Below are 20,913 nucleotides of genomic sequence, written 5' to 3'. Positions count from 1 at the left end.
GTCGCATGCTCGCTGTCGAGACTCGTGGCCGCCTCGGCCTCATCACGCTAGACCGGCCCGAGGCGCTCAACGCCCTCACGCACGAGATGGTCATCGGCGTGCGGGATGCGCTCGCCGAGTGGGCGCGCGATGACCGCATCGCCGTGGTCGCGATCCGCGGGGCGGGCGAACGCGCGTTCTGCGCGGGGGGCGACATCGTCGCCATGCGTACGGCGGTCGCCGAGGGCACGGTGGCGGTCGCCGCCGAGTTCTTTTTTGACGAGTACCGGCTCAACAGCCAGATCGCCCGGTTTCCGAAGCCGTACGTCGCCGTGATGGACGGCATCGTTCTGGGCGGCGGCGTGGGCGTGTCGGCCCACGGTTCGCATCGCGTCGTGACCGAGCGCACCCGCATCGGCATGCCGGAGACGGGCATCGGCTTCACCCCCGATGTCGGCGGCAGTTGGCTGCTCAGCCGCGGGCCCGGCGAGGCCGGAACCCACCTGGCGCTGACCGGGCAGATGGTCGGCGCGGCCGACGCGATCGCGGTCGGGCTCGCCGACGTGAGCGTGCCATCCGAACGGTGCGATGAGCTCATCGATGCGCTCGAGCGCTGCACCGAGGTCGATGATGTCGACGCGGTCGTCGACAGCCTCGCGATCGACCCCGGTGATGCCCCGCTTGACCTGATTCAGCGCGACATCGACGCGGCCTACCGCGGCGACAACGCGGCGGTGATTCTGGATCGCCTGCGGGCATCCGCCGTCGCCGAGCTGCAGGAGGCGGCGCGCACACTCACCCAGCGTTCGCCGACGTCAATCGTGACGACCCTGGCGGCGCTCCGTCGCGCCCACCGTCTTCACCGGCTCGACGAGGCTCTCGACCAGGAGTACCGCGTCGTGCTGCGACTGCTCGACGAGCCCGACTTCGCCGAGGGGGTGCGGGCGCAACTCGTTGACAAAGACCGGCAGCCGCGCTGGCAGCCTCCGACGATTGACGACGTCGACCCCGACCGGGTTGCGTCGTTTTTCGCCCCGCTGACCGATGCGGAGCGCGCCCGATTCGACACCCCTGACTGGAGCCCACAGTGACCGACGCCCCCGCCACCACCCTTCCCGACGGTTTCGAGTCCGTCGACGCGCCCGCCGGGGTTCTTGTCGGGCGTCGCGGCCGCGTCGGCCTCATCGTGCTCGACCGACCGCAGGCGCTCAACGCTCTCAACCAGCAGGCCATGGATGCGGTGGTCGCCGCCGCAACGCACTTCGATGTCGACGACAGCATCGGCGCCATCGTGCTCACCGGGGCGGGCCGCGCGTTCGCCGCGGGGGCCGACATCAAAGAGATGGCCGAGCTCAGCTACGCGGAGGCGACCACCCGCGATCTGTTCGCCGGCTGGGACGCGCTCACGCGCATCCGCACGCCGCTGATCGCCGCCGTCAACGGCTTCGCCCTCGGCGGCGGGTGCGAGCTCGCGATGATGTGCGACGTGATCATCGCGGCCGACACCGCCAAGTTCGGCCAGCCCGAAATCAATCTGGGCGTCGTGCCCGGCATGGGCGGCACCCAGCGGCTGACGCGCGCCGTGGGTAAGGCGAAGGCCATGGAGCTCATTCTCACCGGTCGCATGATGGATGCTCGCGAGGCTGAAAGCGCCGGCCTCGTCGCGCGCGTGGTCGCCGCCGACGCGCTGCTTGACGACGTGCTCACCATGGCCGATGGCATTGCAAACAAGTCGCTGCCGGCGCTGCAGGCCGCCACCGAGCTCGTCGACGCGGCCTTCGAATCGACCCTCACGGAGGGCGTCGCGCGCGAGCGCCGCGTTTTCCACGCGGGCTTCGCCCTCGACGACCAAAAAGAGGGGATGCGCGCCTTCATCGACAAGCGCGAGCCGCGGTTCACGCACCGCTGAGCCGTCGTGGGTGCACCGCAGGGTGCACCCCGCGCCGCCGATACAGTGGGCGCGTGACCGCACTACAGCTTTCGTCCGAGGTTGCCGAGGCGCTCGACGCCGGGCGCCCCGTCGTCGCCCTCGAGTCGACGATCATCAGCCACGGCCTCCCGCGACCCCGCAACCACGAAGCGGCGATCGAGTTCGAGGCGATCCTGCGCGAGCAGGGCGTCACCCCGGCGACGATCGCGGTGCTCGACGGGGTTCCGCGCATTGGCCTCGACGCCGACGGTGTGCGCCGTATCGCCGAGGAGGATCTCGCGAAGGCGAGCGTGCGCGACCTGCCGATCCTTGCCGCGCGGGGCGCGAGCGGAGCCACGACGGTCGCGGCGACCGCCCACCTGGCGGCGAAAGCCGGAATCCGCGTTTTCGCGACCGGGGGCCTCGGCGGGGTTCACCGGGGAGCGAGCGAGAGCTTCGACGAGTCGGCCGACCTGTCGACGCTCGCTGTCACGCCGATCACGGTGGTGTCGGCGGGCGTGAAGAGCGTTCTCGACATCGCGGCGACCCTGGAGCGGCTCGAAACGTATTCGATCCCGGTCGTCGGGCTCAGTACCACCATCTTCCCCAGCTTCTGGCTGCGCGAGAGCGAGCACACCCTCGACTGGTCGGTCGAGACGCCTGAAGACATCGCCGCCATCATGGCGGCACACGACGCGCTCGGCCACCGTCAGGGCATCGTCGTGGCCAACCCGATTCCCGCCGAGCAACAGTGGGATCCCGCCGAGCACGACCGTGTGCTCGCGCAGGCATTCGCCGCGGCCCACGACGCGGGGGTGCGGGGTAAGGCCGTCACCCCGTTCCTGCTCGGCTACATCGTCGAAGCCTCGGGCGGCCGCAGCCTCGAGGTGAACCTCGACCTCGCCCGCAACAACGTGGCCACGGCCGGGCGGATCGCGACCGCCTGGGCGGCGCGGGGCGCGTGAGCGACGCGACGCCGCGCATCCTCGTCGTTGGTGACGTCATCAACGACATCGTCGTGTTGCCCTCGCTGCCCCTGCGGGCCGACACCGACACTCCCTCGACGATCATCGCCAGCCCCGGCGGATCTGCCGCGAACACGGCAGCGTGGATCGGCTGGCACGGCGTGCCGGTCGACTTCGTCGGCCGCGTCGGGGCCGGCGATGCGCCGACCCACCGCCGCATCTTCGCCGAGGCGGGGGTCACGGCGCACCTGAGGGAGTCGACGACGCGGGGCACCGGCACGATCGTCATCATCGCCGAGGGTGAGCAACGCACCATGCTCACCGATCGGGGAGCAAACGACGAACTCGATCCAGCGGCCGTGACCGACGAGCTGCTGGAGTCGGCGAGCATCGTGCACCTCACGGGGTACGGGCTCGTCAACGCCTTCACCGCCGATGACGTGGCGGCCCTGATCGCCCGCGCCCACGAGCACGGCGCGACCGTGTCGCTCGACCCGGGATCGGTCGGCTTCATCACCGACTACGGAACCGAGCGCTTCCGCCGCGCCATCAGTGGCGTCGATCTGCTGCTGCCGAACCTCGCGGAAGCGCGCCTGCTGATCGGTCAGCCCGAAGCCACGCCAGCCCACGCGGCCGTCGTCCTACTCGACGCGGCGCCCCTGGTGATGCTGACGGACGGCGCCCGGGGGGTGACCGTCGCCGAGCAGTCGGGGGCGGTGCACGAGTACGCCGTCGACCCCGTGCCCGTGGTCGACTCCACGGGAGCGGGTGACGCCTTCGGAGCCGGTGTGCTGGCGGCGCTGGCGCACCGACGGGACGTGAGTACCGCCGTCGCGCAGGGGATGCACGCGGCGGCGATCGCGGTCAGCCGAGCGGGGGGACGACCCCCGGTCCGCTGACCGCGGGAGCCCGCCCACGTCGTGGTGCGGCCCCCCAGACGGCGCCGATGCTTGCGGCGATCACCGCCGCGATCGCGACGAGCTGCAGCGCACTCAGCACCTGACTGAGCACGACAAGCCCGGCGAGCGCGGCAACGGCGGGGCCGAGGCTCGACAGCACGCCGAAGACTCGGGTGGGCATGGTTTTCAGGGCGATGAATTCGAGCGCGTACGGAACCGCGGAGGTCATGACCGCGATGCCGACGAAGACGGCGACCATCGTGGGGTTGGCGAGCACAGCATCCCGCGCCTGCGTCGCACCGATGGGTGCGACGAGGACGGCGGCGACGACCATGGCAACGGCCAGTGCGTCGACTCCGCGCGGGGCGGGGGCCCCATCGTGCGACGCGCCGAGCCGAGCCGACGCGACGATGTAGAGGGCCCAGAAGGCGGCGGCTCCAGCGGCGAACAGCGCGCCGTCGATCGCAAATGAGCCGCCGCGGTCGATGCCGAGCAGCAGCACACCCACGGCGGCGAGGCACACCCACAGCAGGTCACGGGCGCGTCGCGTGCCGGCCACCGCGACGGCCAGGGGGCCGAGCAGCTCGATCGTGACGGCGACGCCGATGGGAATGCGCTCAATCGCCAGGTAGATGAGGGCGTTCATGCCGCCGAGCCCGAGGCCGAGCAGTCCCACACCGACCCAGGTGCGGCGCGACCAACCGTGCATCCGCGGGCGGATCACCACCATCAGGATGATCGCGGCAAACACCAGCCGCAGCGTCGCGGCCCCGAGACTGCCCACCTCGCTGAAGGTGCTGCCGGCGATCGCGTTGCCGAACTGCACCGAGACGATCGCCCCGACGGCGAGGGCGGTCGCCGGAACACGACGACGGGGTGCGGGACTCACGTGGTGAGTATCCCGCACCCCGTCGTGGGTGCGTGACGCGACCGGCGTCAGGCGATTAGTCGACCGAGTCGACGCTCGCGGGCGAGTCGACGCTGGCGGGCGACGCGATGCTCGCGGGCGACGGGGCGCTCGGCGGCGACGGCAGCGACACGGGGCTCGGCGGCGAGGGCTGCGACACCGGGCTCGGCGGTGAGGGCTGCGAGATCGGGCTGGCGGGCGACTGCGCCGAGACGGGGCTGATCGGCGACACCGTGTTCGGCGAGTTGACCGAGACCGGCGAGGTGGGCGAGGGGCTCACGATGCTGTCGCTCGTGACGCGGAAGGTGACGTCGGCGCCTCCGGTGCCCTTGACGTCGGCCGAGGTGGCGCCGGTGCGGTCGCCGTTGCCGGTGAACAGGGGCATGGCGTTGGCCGCGGTGACCGCGCCGCCGGCCATCACGCCGAGGCTGAGGGCGCTGGCCGCACCGATGGCGATCCAGTTCTTGGGGCTGAGGTTCGTTGCCATGATCTGACTCCTTGGATGTTTGTCTTACTCGAGCGACCGACCCGATCGGTCGTTCGCGATGAGACAACTCTCGGCACTGCGGATGAGATGACAAGGAGGTGTGCGTGAGGGGCTTCTCATGTTGCCGTCCGCCGAGATGAGGAAGCTCTCACACAGCCGCGTTCGCTAGGCCCGACCCTTCGCCGCTTTCACCACCTCGTACCCGTCGAGCGCGGCCTGGCGCGACTCTTTGAGGTCGACCATCGGCTCCGGGTAGTCCTCGGTACCCTCCTCGGGCACCCAGCGCGCGATGTATTCGTTGCGCGGGTCGAACTTCTGCGCCTGCAGCACCGGGTTGAAGACCCGAAAGTACGGCGCCGCGTCGGCCCCCGACCCAGCCACCCACTGCCACGAGGCCGCGTTCGACGCCTCGTCGGCGTCGACGAGCGTGTCCCAGAACCATTCCTCGCCGACCCGCCAGTCGATCTGGAGGTTCTTCGTCAGGAAGCTGGCGGTGATCATGCGAACGCGGTTGTGCATCCAGCCGATGTGCCACAGCTGGCGCATACCGGCGTCGACGATCGGGATCCCCGTGCGGCCTTTTTGCCACAGGGCGAGGCCGGCCTCGTCGGGGTCGTTCCACGGGTACGCGTCGAACTCGCGACGGTAGTTGACGGTGGCGAGGTCGGGGTTGTGAAACAGCAGGTGGTACGAGAACTCACGCCAGCCCAACTCGCTCAGAAACTTTGCGTGGTTCTTCGCCGCGAGTCCCGACAGGCCGTCGCGCAGCCGGTGCCACACCTGGTGCGGGCTGATCTCGCCGAAGCGCAGGTGCGGGCTCAGCTGACTGGTCGCCTCGATGCCGGGCTCGTCGCGCCGGTGGTACTCGGCGAGCCGTTCATCCACCAACTGGTCGAGGCGTTCGCGACCCCCCGCCGAGCCCGGCGTCCACTCGTCGCGCATGCCGCCCGCCCAGTCGGGCGCCGTCGGCAGTAACGTCCACTCCTCGAGGTCGTCGCCCTCGACCGCCAACCCTCGGATGCTCGCGGGCGCCTCCAGCGGAGCCCGCGGCTCGTCGCGCGCCAGGCACGACTTCCAGAACGGAGTGAAGACACCATAGGGGCCGCCCGAGCCGGTCTGCACGGTCCACGGCTCGAACAGCACGTTGGCGGCGTGGCTGACCGCCTCGATGTCGCGATCTTTGAGCGCCGCCTTGAGGCGTGCATCCACGTCTCGGGCGCGACCGTAGCGGCGGTTCCAGTGCACGGCGCCCGCGCCGACCTCGTCGACGACGCCCATGACGACCCGTTCGGCGGGGCCGCGGCGCAGGGTGAGGCTCGCGCCGAGCGCGTCGAGGTCGGCGGCGAGCGCGGTCAGGCTGTGGTGCAGCCACCAGCGGCTGGCCGCGCCGATCGGCCGCACCTCGTCGCTCTCGTCGTCGAGCACGTAGAGCACGACGACGACGTCGCCGCCGCGCTCGACGGCGGCGTTCAGTGCGGGGTTGTCGGCGACGCGCAGGTCGTCGCGCAACCAGACGATGGTCGGGGAGGTGTCAGCGGCCATGCCGCTCACCGTATGCAGGCTTTCCGACAGTTCGCCGCGACGCGCGATGCGTCGACGGGATGCTCAGCTCGCCCCGTCGCGCAGCTTTCGACACAGCGCGGTCAGTTGCGCGAGCTCGTCGGCGTCGAGCGATCCGCCGACCCGGCGCGAGATGGAGTCGGCGTGCGCGACCGCGACTCGGCGGAACAGCGTGTAGCCGTCGTCGGTGAGGGTGACGATGGTGCCGCGGGCATCGGTGGGGTCGGTCTGCTTGGTGACGAGGCCGCGCGTGGCGAGGCGTTCGAGCAGGCGGCTGACGCTCGGCTGGCTGAGCAGCAGGTGCGGAATCAGGTCGCGGATGCGCAGGCTGCGCTCGGGTGCCCGGCTCAGGTTGAAGAGCACGTCGTATTCGGTGAACGAGATCTCCGTCGTCGGGAACTCTGCGCTCAGCTGGCGCAGCACCGACACCTGGGCGCGAAACAACGCTTCCCATGCGTCCACTGCGAGCGACTTCTCCGTCATGCACGTAACTCTATTCACCTGCATGGTGTCGCGCGACGCGCGCGGTGATGATTCGTCACAGGCGGGCGTTGCGGGGAGCGCTTAACGTGATTGAGGCCCGACCGTCGAGGCAAACGGTCGGGCCTCTCCCTTGCACCAAGAGTGTCCTGCAATCACATTCCGCGTCTACCGCCACAGCAAACGGTTGACGCTCTAGAAAGATATAACGGGAAGGTAACGGTGTCTAGTTACCGGAACGTTATTTTTCGATGAATCTGCTGACAGTGGATGCGCGGGGCTGGCCCGGTCACGCGCATCCCGTGGTCACGCGAAGGCTGCGCGGACCAGGTCGGCGACGCGGTCGAGGGTGCGCGCATCCATCTCGTCGACGTACCAGGCCGCCGGCCGCAGTAGCGACCCGTCTTCGCGCTCGGAGGTGCCCTTCTCGGTCACCCCGAATGACATAACGCCGTCGTCGACCCGCACGAAGACGACGACCGGAGTGCTGCGCCCGGTGGCGTACCCGCACCCGCCGTACCAGAGGCGCGGCTTTAGCTTGGGGCCCGCGCTGAGGATCGTCTCGTGCAACTGCGCGCCGATCGCAGGGAACGGGTCGGGCCAGCTCGCGATCTTGTCGAGCACGGCCTGCAGGTCGTCGGCGGCTTTGTCGGTCGTGGGCATGAGTGCCCGCCTTTCTCTCGCGCCGCATTCGCGGCTGGGTGTACACAACCGGCCCGGGGTCGGGGCGGTTGCGCAATCTCCACCGCGGACGTGTCCTGACCGGGGTCAGTCCTCTCCGCGAATGTGTCAGACGAGCACTTCGTCATCGACTGCGCGAGGGCGCCGAGGCGCCTGAAACGACGATAGCAACGACTCCGGTCTCACGCATCGGTCAGGCGGTGGCCGCAGACTGGGCAGATGCCCGCGACAGACGATCCGGCGGCACGCCGCCTCGCGGAGGCGCTCACGGCGACCGCCGCCTCGATGCGTCAGCAGGCCGCCCTCACCGCCGGCACCCACCCGCGCGACACTTACGTGCCGGTGCTAGTCGCCCGCTGCGCCGTCGACCCCGACCTCACCGTTCGCGAGAGCCTCACCTGGGCGCTGCTGCGCCACGACCCCGACGTAACGCTTCCGGCACTCACCGCTGAGCTGGCGTCGACGAACCCGCAGGCCCGCAGCCAGGCGCTGCATACCCTGTCGAAGATCGGCGACACCCGCGCCTGGCCCGCGATCACCCGCGAGCTGATCGACAACCCCGACCTGCGCGTGGCCCGCACGGCGTGGCGTGCGGCCAGTCGTGTGGCGCCCGAGGTCGAGCGCGCTGAGCTCGCTGTCACGCTCACGGCGCACCTCGGCGTCGGCGACTGGCCCGTGCAGCGCGCCCTCACCGACGCGCTGCTGTTCCTCGGCGACGACGCAGCCCCGGCGCTCGCCGCGAGTGCCCAAGCGCCCGACCCGCACACCCGAGCGCACGCGCTCGCAACCCAAGCGATGCGCGCCGACGACGCACTCGGCTTCGACGTCGCCATCGAAGCGGCTCTGCGCGAGGTCAGCAACGAGCCGCGCCCCTGACCGCTCGTTGATCACACCCGCAGCGACAGCGGAGTACATTTTTCGGTATGCCGAAAAATCCGCGCGGGATGCTCGCGGTCGCGACCGCGGCGCTCGTCGCGCTCGCGGGCGGGTGTGCGCCGACGGGGCCGCTCGCTGTCGACGATTCCCGCGCATCCGATGACGCGGCGTCCGACCGCCCGCTCGTACTGACAACCTTCACGGTGATCGCCGACATGGTGCGCGAGGTCGCCGGCGACCGCGTCGAGGTGCGCTCGGTCACCCGCGTTGGTGCCGAGATTCACGGCTACGAGCCAACCCCGGGCGACCTGCGACAGGCGCGCGGCGCCGACCTTGTCATCGAGAACGGTCTCGGCCTCGAGGCGTGGTTTGCGCAGTTCATCGCCGACGTCGACGCCCCGAGTGTCACTCTCAGCGACGGCCTCGACCCCGTGCCCATTGCGGGCACGTCCGAGGCGAATCCACACGCCTGGATGTCACCCGTCGCCGGCCAGCACTACGTAGCGCAGATCGCCGCGGCCCTTGCCGAGCTCGACCCCGCGGGAGCTGACCACTACGCCGAGCGCGCCGCCGTCTACTCGGCCGAGCTCGACGCCGTCGCCACAGAGCTTGCCGCCTCGATCGAGCGCGTGCCCACCACAGAGCGCGTGCTCGTCAGCTGCGAGGGAGCCTTCTCGTACCTCGCCCGCGACCTCGGGCTCGACGAGGCCTACCTCTGGCCCGTCAATGCCGACCAGCAGGCCACCCCGCAGCGCGTCGCCGCGGTCATTGACACGGTGCGCGAGCGCGAGGTTCCCGCTGTGTTCTGCGAGTCGACAGTCTCGGCCGACGCGATGATGCAGGTCGCCGCCGACACGGGCGCGCGGTTCGGCGGCACCCTCTACGTCGACTCCCTCTCCGACCCCGACGGGCCCGTGCCCAGCTACCTCGCCCTGCTGCGCCACGCGGCCGAGACGATCGCGACGGGGCTGACCTCGTGAGCGCGGCCGCGAGCATCCGCCTCGAATCGGTGACCGTGCGCTACGGCGCGGTCACCGCCCTCGACGACGTCACGCTCGCCGTCGCCCCGGCGGCGGTCACCGCGCTCGTCGGGATGAACGGGGCCGGCAAATCGACCCTCTTCGGCGCGATCACGGGTCGCCTTCGCCCCAGCCAGGGAACGATCGAGGTGCTCGGCGGCACCCCCAACGCAGCACGCCGCGCCGGCCGGGTCGCCGTCATGCCGCAGTCAGACGGGGTCGACCCCGACTTCCCGCTCACCGTCGCCGACATTGTCGCGCAGGGGCGATACGGCCGGCTCGGGGTGACCCGCCGGCTGCGCGCCGCCGATCGCGACGCCGTCGCCGACGCCCTCGCGCGAGTGCAGTTGAGCGACCTCGCCGACCGGTCCATCGGCGCGCTGTCGGGCGGTCAGCGCCGCCGCGTCTTCGTCGCCCGGGCGCTGGCGCAGCAGGCCGACGTGCTGCTGCTTGACGAGCCGTACGCGGGCGTCGACGTCGTCAGCGAGCGGCTCATCGCCGACGTGCTCGCCGACCTCGCCGCGGCCGGCGCCACTGTGCTCGTCTCGACCCACGACCTCGCAACGCTGCCCGACCGGGCCGACCGGGTTGTGCTGCTCGCCCGTCGCCTCGTCGCCGACGGGCCGCCCGACGAGGTGCTCGCCCCCGAGGTGTTGGCCCGCGCGTTCGGACTACCGCGCGACGTCGACCCCGGGGAGGCCCGCGCATGACCTGGCTCGACCTCATTCTCGAACCGTTCACCTACGAGTTCATGCTGCGCGCCCTCGCGGCGACGACGATCGCGGCCGTGGTGTGTGCGGTTCTCAGCTGCTGGCTCGTGCTGATCGGCTGGTCGCTGATGGGTGACGCCGTCGCGCACGCCGTATTGCCCGGCGTCGTACTCGCCTATCTCCTCGGCGCGTCCTTCGCGATCGGCGCCCTCGTCTTCGGCCTGCTCGCCGTGCTACTCATTGGCGTCGTGCGGGACACCTCCCGCATCAAGGAGGATGCGGCGATCGGCATCGTGTTCACGAGTCTCTTTGCGCTCGGTATCGTGCTCGTCTCGATCACACCCAGCCAGATCGACCTCGGCCACATTGTGTTCGGCAACATCCTCGGGGTGGGCCCCACCGACCTGCTGCAGATCGCGATCATCGGCGCCATCGCCCTGACCCTGCTCATCGTCAAGCAACGCGACCTGACCCTGTTCGCCTTCGACCCGGCGCACGCCCACTCCATCGGGCTCTCTCCCCGCCGTCTCTCGGCGCTCCTCCTGGGCTTGCTGGCTCTCACCGCCGTCGTCGGCTTGCAGATCGTGGGCGTCGTGCTCGTCGTCGCGCTGTTGATCATTCCGGGGGCGACCGCGCGCCTGCTCACCGACCGCATCCAACGGATGCTCGTCATCGCCCCGCTCATCGCCGCAGCTTCCAGCCTGGTCGGCGTCGCCCTCAGCTACTACCTCGATGTTGCCTCCGGCGGCGCCGTCGTGGTGGTCAACGCGATTGTGTTCTTCGCCGTCTACCTGCTGCACCCCACCCGGGGTCTTGTGGCGCGCATCCGGCGGCCTCTAGCGTCAACGGCATAAGGCGATCGTGGCCGTACTCACTCAGCACGACGACGAAACGCACGTCGCCGCTGCGCGAAAAAATCGCGCAGCTCGCGGCGACCGGGGTGCGGGCTACCCGTCAGAAGGTGTCGGGCGACGGCGTGGACGCATAGCGAACAGTGACGTCGGCGTGGCGGTCGAATCGGTAGCCGGCGCCGCGCACGGTGCGCACGATCTCCTCGTAGTTGCCGAGCTTCGCCCGTAGGCGCCGCACGTGCACGTCGATGGTGCGCTCGTTTGGCACTTCGCCTTCGTGCTCGACGCCCTCGGCCCACAGTGCGCTGATCAACTCGGTGCGGTCGATCGTGCGGCCCTCGCGCAGCACCAGATACTGCAGCAGTTCGAACTCTTTGTACGTGAGCTGAGCGGTTTCGCCGTCGAGTACGACGCGCTTGCGCGAGATGTCGACGATCACGCCCTCGTCGGTTGGCGCCGTCGTCGTGTCGGCGCGGTAGCGCGAGAGCGCGGCGGGATCCTGCATCGCGAGGCGCACGACCTCCAGGTCTCGTCCGCCCGCGCCGACCGGCGCGAGCGCCACGGCGGCGTGCGTCTCGGCTTGGGGTGCGAGTTCGGCGGTCACCCTCTTCAGTTCGGTCACGAGGCGCCCCAGATCGATGCCGGCGGCGCGGGCCTTCTTCTCGTCGAGTCCGACGTAGAGCACGAAGCCCCGTGGTTCGGTCTGCGGTGGTGCGGCGGCGGCACGGCGCTGAGGGTTCACGCCGGGCGCGGTCGCGGCGGGGCCGGACGTGGGGGGAGTGGTCGAGAAAGTCATGTGTCGGTGCGTCCTTCGAAAAAGTGATGGAGGCGCGCAGGCGAGAGTCGCAGCGCGCGGGATCTCATCAGGAGCACATTCGACAGGCGTGTGCGATCGCGGAGCACATCATCATGCGCGAGGTCTCCCCGGCCGGAACGGCGGTGCGGGCGAGAGCGTGGGCGATCATCCCCCGAGTATTTCGCTCATTCGAGCAGAGCGTCAAGTCGCCGGGCCGCGCGTCGTCGGGGATGCGGACGCGACGAAATGGTGACCGGCGGGGTTCAGCCGGCGGTGCCGTACAGCCGGTCGCCGGCGTCGCCGAGGCCGGGCACGATGTAGCCGTGCTCGTTGAGGCGTTCGTCGAGCGCGCCGAGCACGAGCGTCACGTCGCGCCCCTCGACCGCCTTCTCGACGGCGGCAACGCCCTCGGGCGCTCCGAGGATGCACACGGCCGTCACGTCTTCGGCACCGCGATCGAACAGGTACTCGATGGCCGAGATCAGCGAGCCTCCCGTCGCCAGCATCGGGTCGAGGACGAAGCACTGCCGGTTGCCGAGCTTCTCGGGCAACCGCTCGGCGTAGACGCTCGGCTCGAGGGTCTCTTCGTTGCGCACCATTCCGAGGAACCCCACCTCGGCGCTCGGCATCAGCGCCGTCATGCCCTCGAGCATGCCGAGACCTGCACGCAGAATCGGCACGATGAGGGGCCGCGGTTCGCTGATCGCGAGCCCGACCGTCTCGGCGACGGGCGTCTGAATCGTGACCTCGTGCGTGCGCACGTGACGCGTCGCCTCGTAGGCGAGCAGCGTGACCAGCTCGCTCGTCAGCGCGCGGAAGATCGACGACGGCGTTGTCTCGTCGCGGAGCACCGTGAGCTTGTGGGTGATGAGGGGGTGGTCCGCAACGTGCACTCGCATAGGCTCAATAGTACGGAGGTGGCCATGACCGCGGTGTCCGACGCCGACCTGGCCGCGATGCGCGAGGCGCTCGCGGAGGCACGCGAGGCAATCACGACGGGTGACGTGCCCGTCGGCGCCGTCGTCGTGGATGCGCGCGGCGCGATTATCGCGCGCGGACGCAACGAGCGAGAGGCCCACACCGACCCGACCGCACACGCCGAGGTGGTGGCGCTCCGTCAGGCGGCGGCCGCCACGGGCGACTGGCAGCTCACGGGATGCACGCTCGTCGTCACGCTCGAACCGTGCGTTCTCTGCGCGGGCGCCATCCTCGCCGCGCGGGTTCCGCGGGTCGTGTTCGGAGCGTTCGACGACAAAGCCGGCGCCGCGGGCGGGGTCGTTGACCTGCTCCGCGAACGCCGGCTGCCGTTCCGGGTTGACGAGGTCATCGGCGGTGTGCTCGCCGACGACTCAGCGGGGTTGCTGCGCGAGTTCTTCGGAACGCGGCGCTGACCTCGATGGCGGGCGCCGCGCATCCGCTCACCAGAAGACGGCGAGGATGATGTTGACGAGCGCGAGACCGCCGGCCGCGTGGAAGAACGGCTTGATCGCGCGGTCGTTGCCATTCTTGCGGGCGCGCAGCCAGCCGAGCAGAGCCGCCACGAAGACGATGAGCGCGATCACGAGCTTGACGATGATCTTCGTGTAGTCGAGGTCGCGGTCGATGCCCTCCGCAACGCCCGTCAGCAGGATGCCCGTGACCAGCTGCGTAATCGCACCGCCGAACACCGCGGTAATCGCGAAGTCGCTGTTCTTGCGCATCTGCACGAGGAAGGGGCCGACGATGGCGGCCAGGCCGATGAAGTGACCGACGACGAGGAACTGATACAGGAACTCCATGTCATGAGCCTACCGAGCGCTGTTCAGAAATCGCCGATGTCGCCCTCAGTCGGCGCCGCGGATGATGATGGTGTCGGTTGGCGGATCGACATCGGTGCGGGGTGCGGCCACTTCGGGCTCGAGCACGATGGAGCGAGCCGCTGGCACGGCGGCGCGGATGCCCGCCTTGACCTCGCCGAGCACCGCGACCACGTCGCTCACCGGAGTGCGCCGACCGAAGCCCAGCGTCGCAGCGACGAGCACGTCGCCGCCTTCGAGGCGGTGCACGACCACCTCCCCGACGCTCTGCACCCCCGCCGTGCCGATCAGCACCTCGCGAATGGCCATCGCCTGGCCGGGGTCGACGTCGCGCGTGTGCGCGACCGTCGTGTCGGTGGTTGTCTCGCGGTCGTCATGGCCGGTCATTCCGCATCCTCCCGTTCGAGTGACCCCAACCTACACTCGTGGCATGAGCGCACCTGGCAGCCTTCCCCCGATCGCGATCATTGGCACCGGCTCGATGGGGGGTGCAATCCTCGCCGGCGTGCGGTCCGGCGCGCCGGATGCGCGGGTGCGTGTCACGACCCGGTCGGAGGCCTCGGCCGCCGCGCTGCGGGCTGACGGCGTCGAGGCCCGCGCCATGGAACATGACAGCGAAGCGAACGCGTGGGCGGTGTCCGGAGCCGGCGTCGTCGTGCTTGGGGTCAAGCCCGCGCAGATCGTCGAGGTGCTCGGCGAACTCGCGCCGGCTCTCGACCCGGAGGCGCTCGTCATCAGCGTCGCGGCAGGAATCACGACGGCCGCCATGGAGTCCGCCGCGCCCAACCCGGTCGTGCGGGCCATGCCGAACACGCCATCGCTCGTGGGCCGCGGCGTGACCGGTGTCAGCGGGGGAGCGCGGTCCACGGCCACGCACTTGGCCCTTGCCGACGACCTGTTCCGCCTCGTCGGCACGGTGGTTGAGCTGCCCGAGTCGCAGATCGACGCGCTGTCGACCATCTCGGGGTCGGGGCCGGCGTACGTGTTCCTGCTCATCGAAGAATTCACTCGCGCCGCTCAGGCCATGGGGTTCGACGAGAACGTGGCGCGGCTGATGGCCGAGCAGACGTTCATCGGAGCCACCGCGCTACTCGAGGCCTCGGGCGAGGACCCGGAGGAGCTCCGCCGTCGCGTGACGAGCCCGAAGGGCACGACCGAGCGCGCCGTCGGAGTGCTGCAGGGCGCCGAGCTCAGCGCGCTGTTCACGCGCGCCGCCGAGGCCGCCCTCGCCCGAGCGCGGGAGCTCGCCGGGGGCAGCTAGCCCGCCCGCTCAGTCGTCGAGCGAGGCGAAGCGGTCGATGTCGCGTTCGGTGCCCGAGCAGATGATCAGGTCGTGGTTGGAGACGACGGTCTGCTCGGTCGCGTAGGTGAAGGGTTTGCCCGGGCTCTTCACGCCGACGACCGTGATGTTGTACTTCGTGCGCACCTGCGAGTCGGTCAAGGACAGTCCGCGAATCGCCTTCGGCGGGTACATCTTCACGAGCACGAAGTCGTCGTCGAACTCGATGAAGTCGATCATGCGGCCCGACACCAGGTGGGCGACGCGCTCGCCGGCCTCTCGCTCGGGGTAGATCACGTGGTTGGCGCCGATGCGAGCCAAGATCTTTCCGTGCGACTGACTGATCGCCTTGGCCCAGATCTGCGGCACCTTCAGGTCGACCAGGTTCGCGGTGATGAGCACGCTCGACTCGATCGATGAGCCGGTCGCCACGACGGCGATCGAGAAGTCTTGCGCGCCGATCTGCTGCAGGGCGTCGATCGACCGCGCGTCGGCCTGCACCGTGTGGGTGATGCGGTCAGCCCACTTCTGCACGAGCGCCGGGTCTTCGTCGACGCCGAGCACCTCGCGGCCCTGCCGCTGCAGTTGCCCGGCGGTCGCGGCGCCGAAGCGCCCCAACCCGATCACGAGTACCGGCGCGTCATGCCGAATGCGTTCAACCAACGATGGGCCTCTCTTCAGCTCGGCGGAACAGCTGGCGTCGCTGGCTCGCGGCGAGCGCGGCGGCGAGGGTCACTGTACCAACGCGGCCCGCCCACATGGTCGCGGCCAGCGTGTACTTGGCGGCGTCGGGCAGGTCGTTACTCGTTAGCCCGGTCGACAGTCCGCACGTCGCGAACGCACTGATCACGTCGAACAGCACGTAGTCGAGCGGCGCCTTCGTGATGTGCAGCACGATGATTGACGAGGTCGCGACGATCGTTGCCGCCCACAGCACGATCGAGACGGAAACGCGCAGAACGTCGACCGGAATGCGGCGGTCGAAGGCTTCCATGTCTTTCACGCCGCGCGCCTCGGCAAACGCCGCCAGGAACAGAACAGCAAGGGTCGTGACCTTGATGCCTCCCGCGGTCGACGCTGAGCCGCCGCCGACGAACATCAGCATGTCGAGGCCGAGCAGCGTCGAACCGTTCATCGCCCCGATGTCGATGGGGCTGAACCCGCCCGAGCGGGTCATGACCGAGACGAAGAAGGCGTTGAGCGGCCGCACCGGCTCGTCCTGCGCGCCGAGGGTGCTGGGGTTGCCCCACTCGAGGGCGAGGATCAGGATCATGCCCAGCACGATGAGCGCCAGCGTCGTGAAGAGGGTCAGCTTGGCGTGCACGCCCAGCCGCGCCCGGTACTTCGCCAGCCGGAACAGCGCGAAAATCACGGGGAAGCCCACTGAGCCCAAGAAGACACCGACCGCGACGGTCAGCAGCATCCACGGGTCGGCGACGAACTGTTCCATGCCGTCGACGAGGGGCACGAATCCCGTGTTGGTGAACGCGGAGGCCGCCAGGTAGAAGCCCTGCCAGGTCGAATCCCACAGCGAGAAGCCGGCGGTGAGCAGCCGCGGGAAGATCGAGGCGAACAGCGCGAGCTCGATGACGAGGGTGCTGAGCGCGACCGTACCCAGCAGTCCGCCGATCTCTCCGATGCGAATCGCCTGCGTGTCGCTACCGGCCCCCGACTGCACGCGCGACTGGCTGGCGTCGTTGACCGCCATGAGTTTTGCCCTGAGACCGAGCCGACGCGACACGATGAGCCCCATGACGCTCGCGAGCGTCAGCACGCCGACCCCGCCCACCTGAAAGCCGAGCAGCACGACGCCGTGCCCGAATGCCGACCAGTGCGTTGACATGTCGAGGGTGACCAGGCCGGTGACGCAGATTGCCGAGACCGCCGTGAAGAGCGCATCCGCGATCGGCGTCGGTTGGCCGCTAGCGCTCGAGATCGGCAGCGCGAGAAGCGCGGTGAAGATCAGGATCAGCCCGGTGAAGATGACGATCGCGAACCGCGCGGGCGATGACACCAGGTGGCGGTCAAAAAAGGCCTGGATGCGCGCGGGCACAGACGCCGGACCGCGCTGACCCGGCGTCATCGCCGGGCGAACCTGTCGACCTATGGCCATCCTGTGCCTCCTCGGCCCGTTCGGCCGGTCGCCATGGTACTCCCGGCCTCGCCTCAACTAGCCTGGGGACATGGCCGACATCTTTACTGTGATCGCCGACGCTACCCGCCGCGAGTTGCTCGGGCACCTGCTCGACGCGACGCTGTCGCCCGACAACAAGGAGGGCGAGCTCGCCGTGAGCGAGCTGGTCGACCGCATGGATGCGACGCAACCGACGGTGTCGAAGCACCTGAAGGTGTTGCGCGATATCGGCCTCGTGCAGGTGCGAGACGAGGGGCAGCACCGGTACTACCGGCTCGACCCCGCGCCGCTCGAAGACGTCGAAGACTTCCTGATTCCCTTCCTGTCGGTCGACTTCGACGACGAGCACGGCGAGGGGGGAGCGGCCTTTGCCGCGTGGGCCGGCGTCGACCTGACCCGCCCGGCCAGCACGATCGGCCGCGCGGCGGCCGACGCGTCGTACCAGGCCCGCACGGTGATCCACGAGGCGCAGGAGCGTCTGCACATCGTCGGAGACAAGCTGCACGACGCCCAGGAGACGGTCGCCAAGCGCCTGCCCTGGCGTAAAGACTGACCGGCGCTGGCGCCCGCGGCGTCCCCTGTTCTGGCGTCTTTACTTCCGTCACACCAGCCCCTACTGTGAACACGGTGCACGGGCATGCAGGCCCGGGCCGTCGGTTAAACGACAGGACGACAGATGACCCGCGATCTCTCGGAGGTTCGCTTCCTCACGGTGGCTGAGGTCGCCGAGATGATGCGTGTGTCAACCATGACCGTTTACCGCATGGTGCACGCTGGGGAATTGCCGGCGATCCGCTTCGGGCGGTCGTTCCGCATCCCCGAGTCGGCCGTTGCCGACGCAATCCGGCCGGGCCTCAGCGACGTCGGCTGACTGCTCCGTCTGCGGCGCGCCTCCCGACTGCGATAGACTCTCCCGGTTATCGACGCGGTTCTGAACGGACCGTGAGTCCGTTCGTTCATTCGATCAAAGGATTTTTATGGGTTCTGTTATCAAGAAGCGCCGCAAGCGGATGGCCAAGAAGAAGCACCGCAAGCTGCTGCGCAAGACGCGTCACCAGCGTCGCAACAAGAAGTAGGGCTTCGCGCCCGACAGCCAGCGCCTCGCCGATTCGGCGGGGCGCTTCGGCGTTAACGGGCGCCCGTTATGGGGGATGCGCGGAGCGGGTCGCGAGGTTCGTCGCGTGCGCTCAGCGAGCATCCCGAGCGACGGCGCGCGCCTCGCGGCGCACCCGTCGACGCTGCGCACGGATGCTCGCAGCACCCGCCGTGATCATCGGCCAGTTGCGGGCGCGCGCGTAGCGCTTCAACGCCGCGTCGGGATTCACAACGACGCGGTTGCCGGCCAACTCGAGCAGGGGGATGTCGTTGCGCGAGTCGGAGTAGGCCCAGCAGTCCTCGAGGCGGGCGTGCTTGGCGACGGCGAGGTCTTTGGCCGCGAGAGCCTTCTCGGTGCCGTGCATGACGTGCCCGTGCAGCTCACCGGTGAAGACGCCGTCGACGTCGCGGATGCGCGTGCCGATCGCGCCCGTGAGCCCGAGCCGCTCAGCGATCACGCGCGCGCACGCCTCGGGCGTCGCGGTGATGAGCCACACCTCGTGACCCTTGTCGAGGTGGTCTTGGGCGAGCCCCACGGTCTCGGGCAGAAGCAGCTTTTCGATGCGCTTTTCGTAGGTCTCGATCGCCAGTGACTCGAGCTCGTCGATCGTGTGTCCCTCGATCAGCTCGAGGGCCCGGTCGCGAACGGCCAGCTGATGGCGGTGATTCTCGCCGACGGCAATGAAGCGCATCTGCTTCCACGTGAAGCGCGCGATGTCGCGCCAGGTGACGTAGCCGCGCTTCCAGGCCGCCCAGCCGAGGTGGTAGACGCTGGCGCCCCGCATGAGGGTGTTGTCGACATCGAAGAACGCGAGGATCGGAGTTGGGCTCGGTGGAGCTCCCGTCGTCGCGTCGTCCTCGATAGCGGCCATCAGCATCCAGTCTAGGCACGGGCGTAGGCTTGCCCCGTGCCGCGCATCGAGGTCCTCCTGCTCACGAAGCCCGGGTGCCACCTCTGCGACGATGCCCGCCCGATTGTTGAGCGTGTCGTCGCAGCCGAACCCCAGGCCGAGTTGGTTGAGCGCGACATCACCACCGACGAGGCGCTCAACGCGCGCCACTGGGACGAGATCCCTGTGGTCATGGTCGATGGTGCCGTGCATTCCATCTGGCGCGTCGACGAGTCGCGCCTGCGCTTGGCGCTGAAGGAGAAAACAGCATGATCCGTCACGTGGTGTTCTTCCGCCTGGGGTCGAGTGAGGCCGAGCGGGCCGCCGACATCCGCCGCTTTGCCGCACCGCTGGAGGCGCTCGTGGGCGTCATCCCCGGCCTGCGCTCGTTGACCGTCGGCGCCGACATCGGGCTGCTGGAGGCCAACTGGCACGCGGTGCTCATCAGCGAGCACGACGACCGCGAGGCGCTCGCCGTGTACGCCAACCACCCCGCCCACATCGAGGCGGCCACGATCGTGCGCTCGCTCATGATCGACCGCGCGACCGTCGACTACGAGGTCTGAGGGCGGGGCTGACGCGCGATGTGCGGCCGATACGCGAACACCAAAAGCGGTGAGGAGCTTGGCCGCTACTTCGAGGCCGACGAGGTGGACGACGTCGCGATGCCGGCCAGCTGGAACATCGCCCCGACGCAGCAGGTGCCGATCGTCGTCGACCGGCTGTCGAAAACCGACCCCGACGAGGTGCCGCCGAGCCGGCTCGTGACGAGCGCGCGCTGGTCGCTCGTGCCGCGCTGGGCGACCGAGTTGACGAGCAAGTACCCCACGTTCAACGCGCGCAGTGAGACGGTGAGCGAGAAGCGCACGTTCTCGGGCGCGCTCGTGCGCTCGCGGGCGGTGCTGCCCGCCGACGGCTACTACGAGTGGCACACCGTGACGGGGGCCGACGGTAAGCCGGTCAAGACGCCGCACTACATTCACGACCCCGTTGAGGGCGAGTTGTCGTTCGCGGGCCTGTACTCCTGGTGGCGGCCGCCGGTGGCCGACGGGCAGGAGCCAGCGCCGTGGGTGCTGACGGCCACGATCTTGACGCGCGCCGCGTCGGGACCGGCGGCGAGCATCCACGATCGGGCGCCGGTGATGCTGCCGCGCGAGGTCGTCGACGAGTGGCTCGACCCGACGGTCGAGGGTGACCAGGCGCTCGTGGAGGCGATGGTGGCCGAGAGCGAGGCCGTGCTCGAGAGGCTTGAGCTGCACGCGGTGGCGCCGCTGCGCGGCGACGGCCCGCACCTCATCGAGCCGCTCGGGGCCTGAGCGGGGAGGGCGTTCGGCGCCTTGACGCACGCCGAACGGTGCCCCGCACGTGCACCATTGCGCGTGCGCGGCACCACACGCCGTGCGGTGCCGGTCGTGCGGTGCCGGTCGTGCGGTGCGGTGCTGTCCTGTGCCGTGCCCGGGAGATCCTGTGGCGCGACCCTCCAACCCTCCAACCCTCCAACCCTCGGGCCCGCACCCCGCGGCCCCGACCGTCGCCGCGCATCCCACCCCACACCCCGCCCGACTCCTCCGATGGAGGAATTCCTACACCGGAGTAGTCG

Annotated in this window: 28 protein-coding genes; 16 read left to right on the top strand and 12 right to left on the bottom strand. The window is 69.7% G+C overall.

What is annotated here, in order from left to right:
• The first annotated feature begins 5 nt into the window (after window positions 1-5).
• Genes ACK4SC_RS05845 through ACK4SC_RS05830 form a run of 4 tightly spaced genes read left to right on the top strand, consistent with a single transcriptional unit; the run spans window position 6 to window position 3,752 of the window.
• A complete protein-coding gene (locus ACK4SC_RS05845; protein WP_409615869.1) occupies window positions 6-1,070 on the top strand; it encodes an enoyl-CoA hydratase/isomerase family protein in 1,065 nt (354 codons plus the stop codon).
• On the top strand, window positions 1,067-1,888 hold the full coding sequence (locus ACK4SC_RS05840) for an enoyl-CoA hydratase (protein WP_409615866.1): 822 nt from the start codon (window positions 1,067-1,069) through the stop codon (window positions 1,886-1,888). The genes ACK4SC_RS05845 and ACK4SC_RS05840 overlap by 4 nt, the downstream gene beginning before the upstream one ends.
• A 53-nt stretch (window positions 1,889-1,941) precedes the next feature.
• On the top strand, window positions 1,942-2,853 hold the full coding sequence (locus ACK4SC_RS05835; protein ID WP_409615863.1) for a pseudouridine-5'-phosphate glycosidase: 912 nt from the start codon (window positions 1,942-1,944) through the stop codon (window positions 2,851-2,853).
• Window positions 2,850-3,752 carry a carbohydrate kinase family protein gene (locus tag ACK4SC_RS05830; protein ID WP_409615860.1) on the top strand — a complete coding sequence of 301 codons (903 nt, stop codon included), beginning with the start codon at window positions 2,850-2,852 and terminating at the stop codon, window positions 3,750-3,752. Before ACK4SC_RS05835 ends, ACK4SC_RS05830 begins: the two co-directional genes overlap by 4 nt.
• Here the strand turns inward: ACK4SC_RS05830 and ACK4SC_RS05825 are convergent.
• The 5 genes from ACK4SC_RS05825 to ACK4SC_RS05805 form a co-directional block, all read right to left on the bottom strand.
• Window positions 3,718-4,641, bottom strand: coding sequence for an EamA family transporter (locus tag ACK4SC_RS05825; protein WP_409615858.1), 924 nt, complete (start codon window positions 4,639-4,641; stop codon window positions 3,718-3,720). The genes ACK4SC_RS05830 and ACK4SC_RS05825 overlap by 35 nt on opposite strands.
• A 55-nt stretch (window positions 4,642-4,696) precedes the next feature.
• Window positions 4,697-5,146: a hypothetical protein gene (locus tag ACK4SC_RS05820; protein ID WP_409615855.1), complete on the bottom strand. Its 450-nt coding sequence runs from the start codon at window positions 5,144-5,146 to the stop codon at window positions 4,697-4,699.
• A gap of 165 nt (window positions 5,147-5,311) precedes the next feature.
• The gene (locus ACK4SC_RS05815) at window positions 5,312-6,688 is read right to left on the bottom strand and encodes a cryptochrome/photolyase family protein (protein WP_409615852.1); all 1,377 of its coding nucleotides are present in this window, start codon (window positions 6,686-6,688) and stop codon (window positions 5,312-5,314) included.
• A 63-nt stretch (window positions 6,689-6,751) separates the two neighbouring features.
• Window positions 6,752-7,189, bottom strand: a complete 438-nt coding sequence (locus ACK4SC_RS05810; RefSeq protein WP_409615849.1) for a MarR family winged helix-turn-helix transcriptional regulator — start codon at window positions 7,187-7,189, stop codon at window positions 6,752-6,754.
• Between the two features lie 303 nt (window positions 7,190-7,492).
• Entirely contained in the window at window positions 7,493-7,849 is a 357-nt protein-coding gene (locus ACK4SC_RS05805) for a DUF1801 domain-containing protein (RefSeq protein ID WP_409615846.1), read from the bottom strand.
• A 237-nt stretch (window positions 7,850-8,086) separates the two neighbouring features.
• On the opposite strand from ACK4SC_RS05805, the gene ACK4SC_RS05800 reads away from it, so the two are divergent.
• The 4 genes from ACK4SC_RS05800 to ACK4SC_RS05785 are packed head-to-tail and all read left to right on the top strand — an operon-like array spanning window position 8,087 to window position 11,326.
• Complete coding sequence (locus ACK4SC_RS05800; RefSeq protein ID WP_409615843.1) at window positions 8,087-8,743, top strand: HEAT repeat domain-containing protein; 657 nt, start codon at window positions 8,087-8,089, stop codon at window positions 8,741-8,743.
• A 47-nt stretch (window positions 8,744-8,790) separates the two neighbouring features.
• The gene (locus ACK4SC_RS05795) at window positions 8,791-9,723 is read left to right on the top strand and encodes a metal ABC transporter substrate-binding protein (RefSeq protein WP_409615840.1); all 933 of its coding nucleotides are present in this window, start codon (window positions 8,791-8,793) and stop codon (window positions 9,721-9,723) included.
• Window positions 9,720-10,472 carry a metal ABC transporter ATP-binding protein gene (locus ACK4SC_RS05790; RefSeq protein WP_409615837.1) on the top strand — a complete coding sequence of 251 codons (753 nt, stop codon included), beginning with the start codon at window positions 9,720-9,722 and terminating at the stop codon, window positions 10,470-10,472. The genes ACK4SC_RS05795 and ACK4SC_RS05790 overlap by 4 nt, the downstream gene beginning before the upstream one ends.
• Window positions 10,469-11,326, top strand: coding sequence for a metal ABC transporter permease (locus ACK4SC_RS05785; RefSeq protein ID WP_409615834.1), 858 nt, complete (start codon window positions 10,469-10,471; stop codon window positions 11,324-11,326). Before ACK4SC_RS05790 ends, ACK4SC_RS05785 begins: the two co-directional genes overlap by 4 nt.
• A 100-nt stretch (window positions 11,327-11,426) precedes the next feature.
• Here the strand turns inward: ACK4SC_RS05785 and ACK4SC_RS05780 are convergent, their stop codons facing one another.
• Window positions 11,427-12,119 carry a winged helix-turn-helix domain-containing protein gene (locus ACK4SC_RS05780; RefSeq protein ID WP_409615831.1) on the bottom strand — a complete coding sequence of 231 codons (693 nt, stop codon included), beginning with the start codon at window positions 12,117-12,119 and terminating at the stop codon, window positions 11,427-11,429.
• Window positions 12,120-12,382: 263 nt separating this feature from the next.
• On the bottom strand, window positions 12,383-13,018 hold the full coding sequence (gene upp / locus ACK4SC_RS05775; RefSeq protein ID WP_409615829.1) for a uracil phosphoribosyltransferase: 636 nt from the start codon (window positions 13,016-13,018) through the stop codon (window positions 12,383-12,385).
• 24 nt (window positions 13,019-13,042) lie between these two features.
• On the opposite strand from upp, the gene ACK4SC_RS05770 reads away from it, so the two are divergent.
• Entirely contained in the window at window positions 13,043-13,510 is a 468-nt protein-coding gene (locus ACK4SC_RS05770) for a nucleoside deaminase (protein WP_409615826.1), read from the top strand.
• A gap of 27 nt (window positions 13,511-13,537) precedes the next feature.
• Here the strand turns inward: ACK4SC_RS05770 and ACK4SC_RS05765 are convergent, their stop codons facing one another.
• Entirely contained in the window at window positions 13,538-13,897 is a 360-nt protein-coding gene (locus tag ACK4SC_RS05765; protein WP_409615823.1) for a hypothetical protein, read from the bottom strand.
• A gap of 45 nt (window positions 13,898-13,942) precedes the next feature.
• Window positions 13,943-14,302, bottom strand: a complete 360-nt coding sequence (locus tag ACK4SC_RS05760) for a hypothetical protein (RefSeq protein ID WP_409615820.1) — start codon at window positions 14,300-14,302, stop codon at window positions 13,943-13,945.
• Window positions 14,303-14,345: 43 nt separating this feature from the next.
• On the opposite strand from ACK4SC_RS05760, the gene proC reads away from it, so the two are divergent.
• On the top strand, window positions 14,346-15,176 hold the full coding sequence (proC, locus tag ACK4SC_RS05755) for a pyrroline-5-carboxylate reductase (protein WP_409615817.1): 831 nt from the start codon (window positions 14,346-14,348) through the stop codon (window positions 15,174-15,176).
• Between the two features lie 9 nt (window positions 15,177-15,185).
• Here proC and ACK4SC_RS05750 read toward each other — a convergent pair whose 3' ends face one another.
• Both ACK4SC_RS05750 and ACK4SC_RS05745 read right to left on the bottom strand, forming a co-directional pair.
• Window positions 15,186-15,857 carry a potassium channel family protein gene (locus ACK4SC_RS05750; protein WP_409615816.1) on the bottom strand — a complete coding sequence of 224 codons (672 nt, stop codon included), beginning with the start codon at window positions 15,855-15,857 and terminating at the stop codon, window positions 15,186-15,188.
• Window positions 15,850-17,307: a TrkH family potassium uptake protein gene (locus tag ACK4SC_RS05745; protein WP_409615813.1), complete on the bottom strand. Its 1,458-nt coding sequence runs from the start codon at window positions 17,305-17,307 to the stop codon at window positions 15,850-15,852. Before ACK4SC_RS05745 ends, ACK4SC_RS05750 begins: the two co-directional genes overlap by 8 nt.
• A gap of 70 nt (window positions 17,308-17,377) precedes the next feature.
• On the opposite strand from ACK4SC_RS05745, the gene ACK4SC_RS05740 reads away from it, so the two are divergent.
• The 3 genes from ACK4SC_RS05740 to ACK4SC_RS05730 all read left to right on the top strand — a co-directional run bounded on the left by ACK4SC_RS05740 (window position 17,378) and on the right by ACK4SC_RS05730 (window position 18,404).
• Entirely contained in the window at window positions 17,378-17,881 is a 504-nt protein-coding gene (locus ACK4SC_RS05740) for an ArsR/SmtB family transcription factor (protein ID WP_409615810.1), read from the top strand.
• Between the two features lie 123 nt (window positions 17,882-18,004).
• Entirely contained in the window at window positions 18,005-18,199 is a 195-nt protein-coding gene (locus tag ACK4SC_RS05735) for a helix-turn-helix domain-containing protein (protein WP_096420443.1), read from the top strand.
• 106 nt (window positions 18,200-18,305) lie between these two features.
• Window positions 18,306-18,404, top strand: coding sequence for a 30S ribosomal protein bS22 (locus ACK4SC_RS05730; RefSeq protein ID WP_003792170.1), 99 nt, complete (start codon window positions 18,306-18,308; stop codon window positions 18,402-18,404).
• A gap of 111 nt (window positions 18,405-18,515) precedes the next feature.
• On the opposite strand, the gene ACK4SC_RS05725 is transcribed toward ACK4SC_RS05730, so the two are convergent.
• The gene (locus ACK4SC_RS05725) at window positions 18,516-19,295 is read right to left on the bottom strand and encodes an HAD family hydrolase (protein WP_409615807.1); all 780 of its coding nucleotides are present in this window, start codon (window positions 19,293-19,295) and stop codon (window positions 18,516-18,518) included.
• A 36-nt stretch (window positions 19,296-19,331) separates the two neighbouring features.
• Between ACK4SC_RS05725 and ACK4SC_RS05720 the strand changes: the two genes are divergently transcribed.
• The 3 genes from ACK4SC_RS05720 to ACK4SC_RS05710 are packed head-to-tail and all read left to right on the top strand — an operon-like array spanning window position 19,332 to window position 20,629.
• Window positions 19,332-19,586, top strand: coding sequence for a glutaredoxin family protein (locus tag ACK4SC_RS05720; RefSeq protein WP_409615804.1), 255 nt, complete (start codon window positions 19,332-19,334; stop codon window positions 19,584-19,586).
• On the top strand, window positions 19,583-19,879 hold the full coding sequence (locus ACK4SC_RS05715) for a Dabb family protein (protein ID WP_096420449.1): 297 nt from the start codon (window positions 19,583-19,585) through the stop codon (window positions 19,877-19,879). The genes ACK4SC_RS05720 and ACK4SC_RS05715 overlap by 4 nt, the downstream gene beginning before the upstream one ends.
• An 18-nt stretch (window positions 19,880-19,897) precedes the next feature.
• Entirely contained in the window at window positions 19,898-20,629 is a 732-nt protein-coding gene (locus ACK4SC_RS05710; protein WP_409615801.1) for an SOS response-associated peptidase, read from the top strand.
• Window positions 20,630-20,913: the final 284 nt, after the last annotated feature.

Origin of the sequence: Microcella sp. (assembly GCF_046293215.1) — a bacterium.
Lineage (GTDB): Bacteria > Actinomycetota > Actinomycetes > Actinomycetales > Microbacteriaceae > Microcella.
Note: the sequence above shows the minus strand (reverse complement) of the source record. Positions and strands in the feature narration are given on the sequence as shown.

Excerpts from the sequence above, each read along its gene's own strand:
- ACK4SC_RS05845 (WP_409615869.1), top strand. The coding sequence starts at position 6 with ATGCTCGCTGTCGAGACTCGTGGCCGCCTCGGCCTCATCACGCTAGAC.
- ACK4SC_RS05815 (WP_409615852.1), bottom strand. The coding sequence starts at position 6,688 with ATGGCCGCTGACACCTCCCCGACCATCGTCTGGTTGCGCGACGACCTG.
- ACK4SC_RS05800 (WP_409615843.1), top strand. The coding sequence starts at position 8,087 with ATGCCCGCGACAGACGATCCGGCGGCACGCCGCCTCGCGGAGGCGCTC.
- ACK4SC_RS05780 (WP_409615831.1), bottom strand. The coding sequence starts at position 12,119 with ATGACTTTCTCGACCACTCCCCCCACGTCCGGCCCCGCCGCGACCGCG.
- ACK4SC_RS05710 (WP_409615801.1), top strand. The coding sequence starts at position 19,898 with ATGTGCGGCCGATACGCGAACACCAAAAGCGGTGAGGAGCTTGGCCGC.
- ACK4SC_RS05715 (WP_096420449.1), top strand. The coding sequence starts at position 19,583 with ATGATCCGTCACGTGGTGTTCTTCCGCCTGGGGTCGAGTGAGGCCGAG.
- ACK4SC_RS05730 (WP_003792170.1), top strand. The coding sequence starts at position 18,306 with ATGGGTTCTGTTATCAAGAAGCGCCGCAAGCGGATGGCCAAGAAGAAG.
- ACK4SC_RS05795 (WP_409615840.1), top strand. The coding sequence starts at position 8,791 with ATGCCGAAAAATCCGCGCGGGATGCTCGCGGTCGCGACCGCGGCGCTC.
- ACK4SC_RS05740 (WP_409615810.1), top strand. The coding sequence starts at position 17,378 with ATGGCCGACATCTTTACTGTGATCGCCGACGCTACCCGCCGCGAGTTG.
- ACK4SC_RS05745 (WP_409615813.1), bottom strand. The coding sequence starts at position 17,307 with ATGGCCATAGGTCGACAGGTTCGCCCGGCGATGACGCCGGGTCAGCGC.
- proC (WP_409615817.1), top strand. The coding sequence starts at position 14,346 with ATGAGCGCACCTGGCAGCCTTCCCCCGATCGCGATCATTGGCACCGGC.
- ACK4SC_RS05765 (WP_409615823.1), bottom strand. The coding sequence starts at position 13,897 with ATGGAGTTCCTGTATCAGTTCCTCGTCGTCGGTCACTTCATCGGCCTG.
- ACK4SC_RS05805 (WP_409615846.1), bottom strand. The coding sequence starts at position 7,849 with ATGCCCACGACCGACAAAGCCGCCGACGACCTGCAGGCCGTGCTCGAC.
- ACK4SC_RS05785 (WP_409615834.1), top strand. The coding sequence starts at position 10,469 with ATGACCTGGCTCGACCTCATTCTCGAACCGTTCACCTACGAGTTCATG.
- ACK4SC_RS05810 (WP_409615849.1), bottom strand. The coding sequence starts at position 7,189 with ATGACGGAGAAGTCGCTCGCAGTGGACGCATGGGAAGCGTTGTTTCGC.
- ACK4SC_RS05820 (WP_409615855.1), bottom strand. The coding sequence starts at position 5,146 with ATGGCAACGAACCTCAGCCCCAAGAACTGGATCGCCATCGGTGCGGCC.
- ACK4SC_RS05770 (WP_409615826.1), top strand. The coding sequence starts at position 13,043 with ATGACCGCGGTGTCCGACGCCGACCTGGCCGCGATGCGCGAGGCGCTC.
- ACK4SC_RS05725 (WP_409615807.1), bottom strand. The coding sequence starts at position 19,295 with ATGGCCGCTATCGAGGACGACGCGACGACGGGAGCTCCACCGAGCCCA.
- ACK4SC_RS05735 (WP_096420443.1), top strand. The coding sequence starts at position 18,005 with ATGACCCGCGATCTCTCGGAGGTTCGCTTCCTCACGGTGGCTGAGGTC.
- upp (WP_409615829.1), bottom strand. The coding sequence starts at position 13,018 with ATGCGAGTGCACGTTGCGGACCACCCCCTCATCACCCACAAGCTCACG.
- ACK4SC_RS05760 (WP_409615820.1), bottom strand. The coding sequence starts at position 14,302 with ATGACCGGCCATGACGACCGCGAGACAACCACCGACACGACGGTCGCG.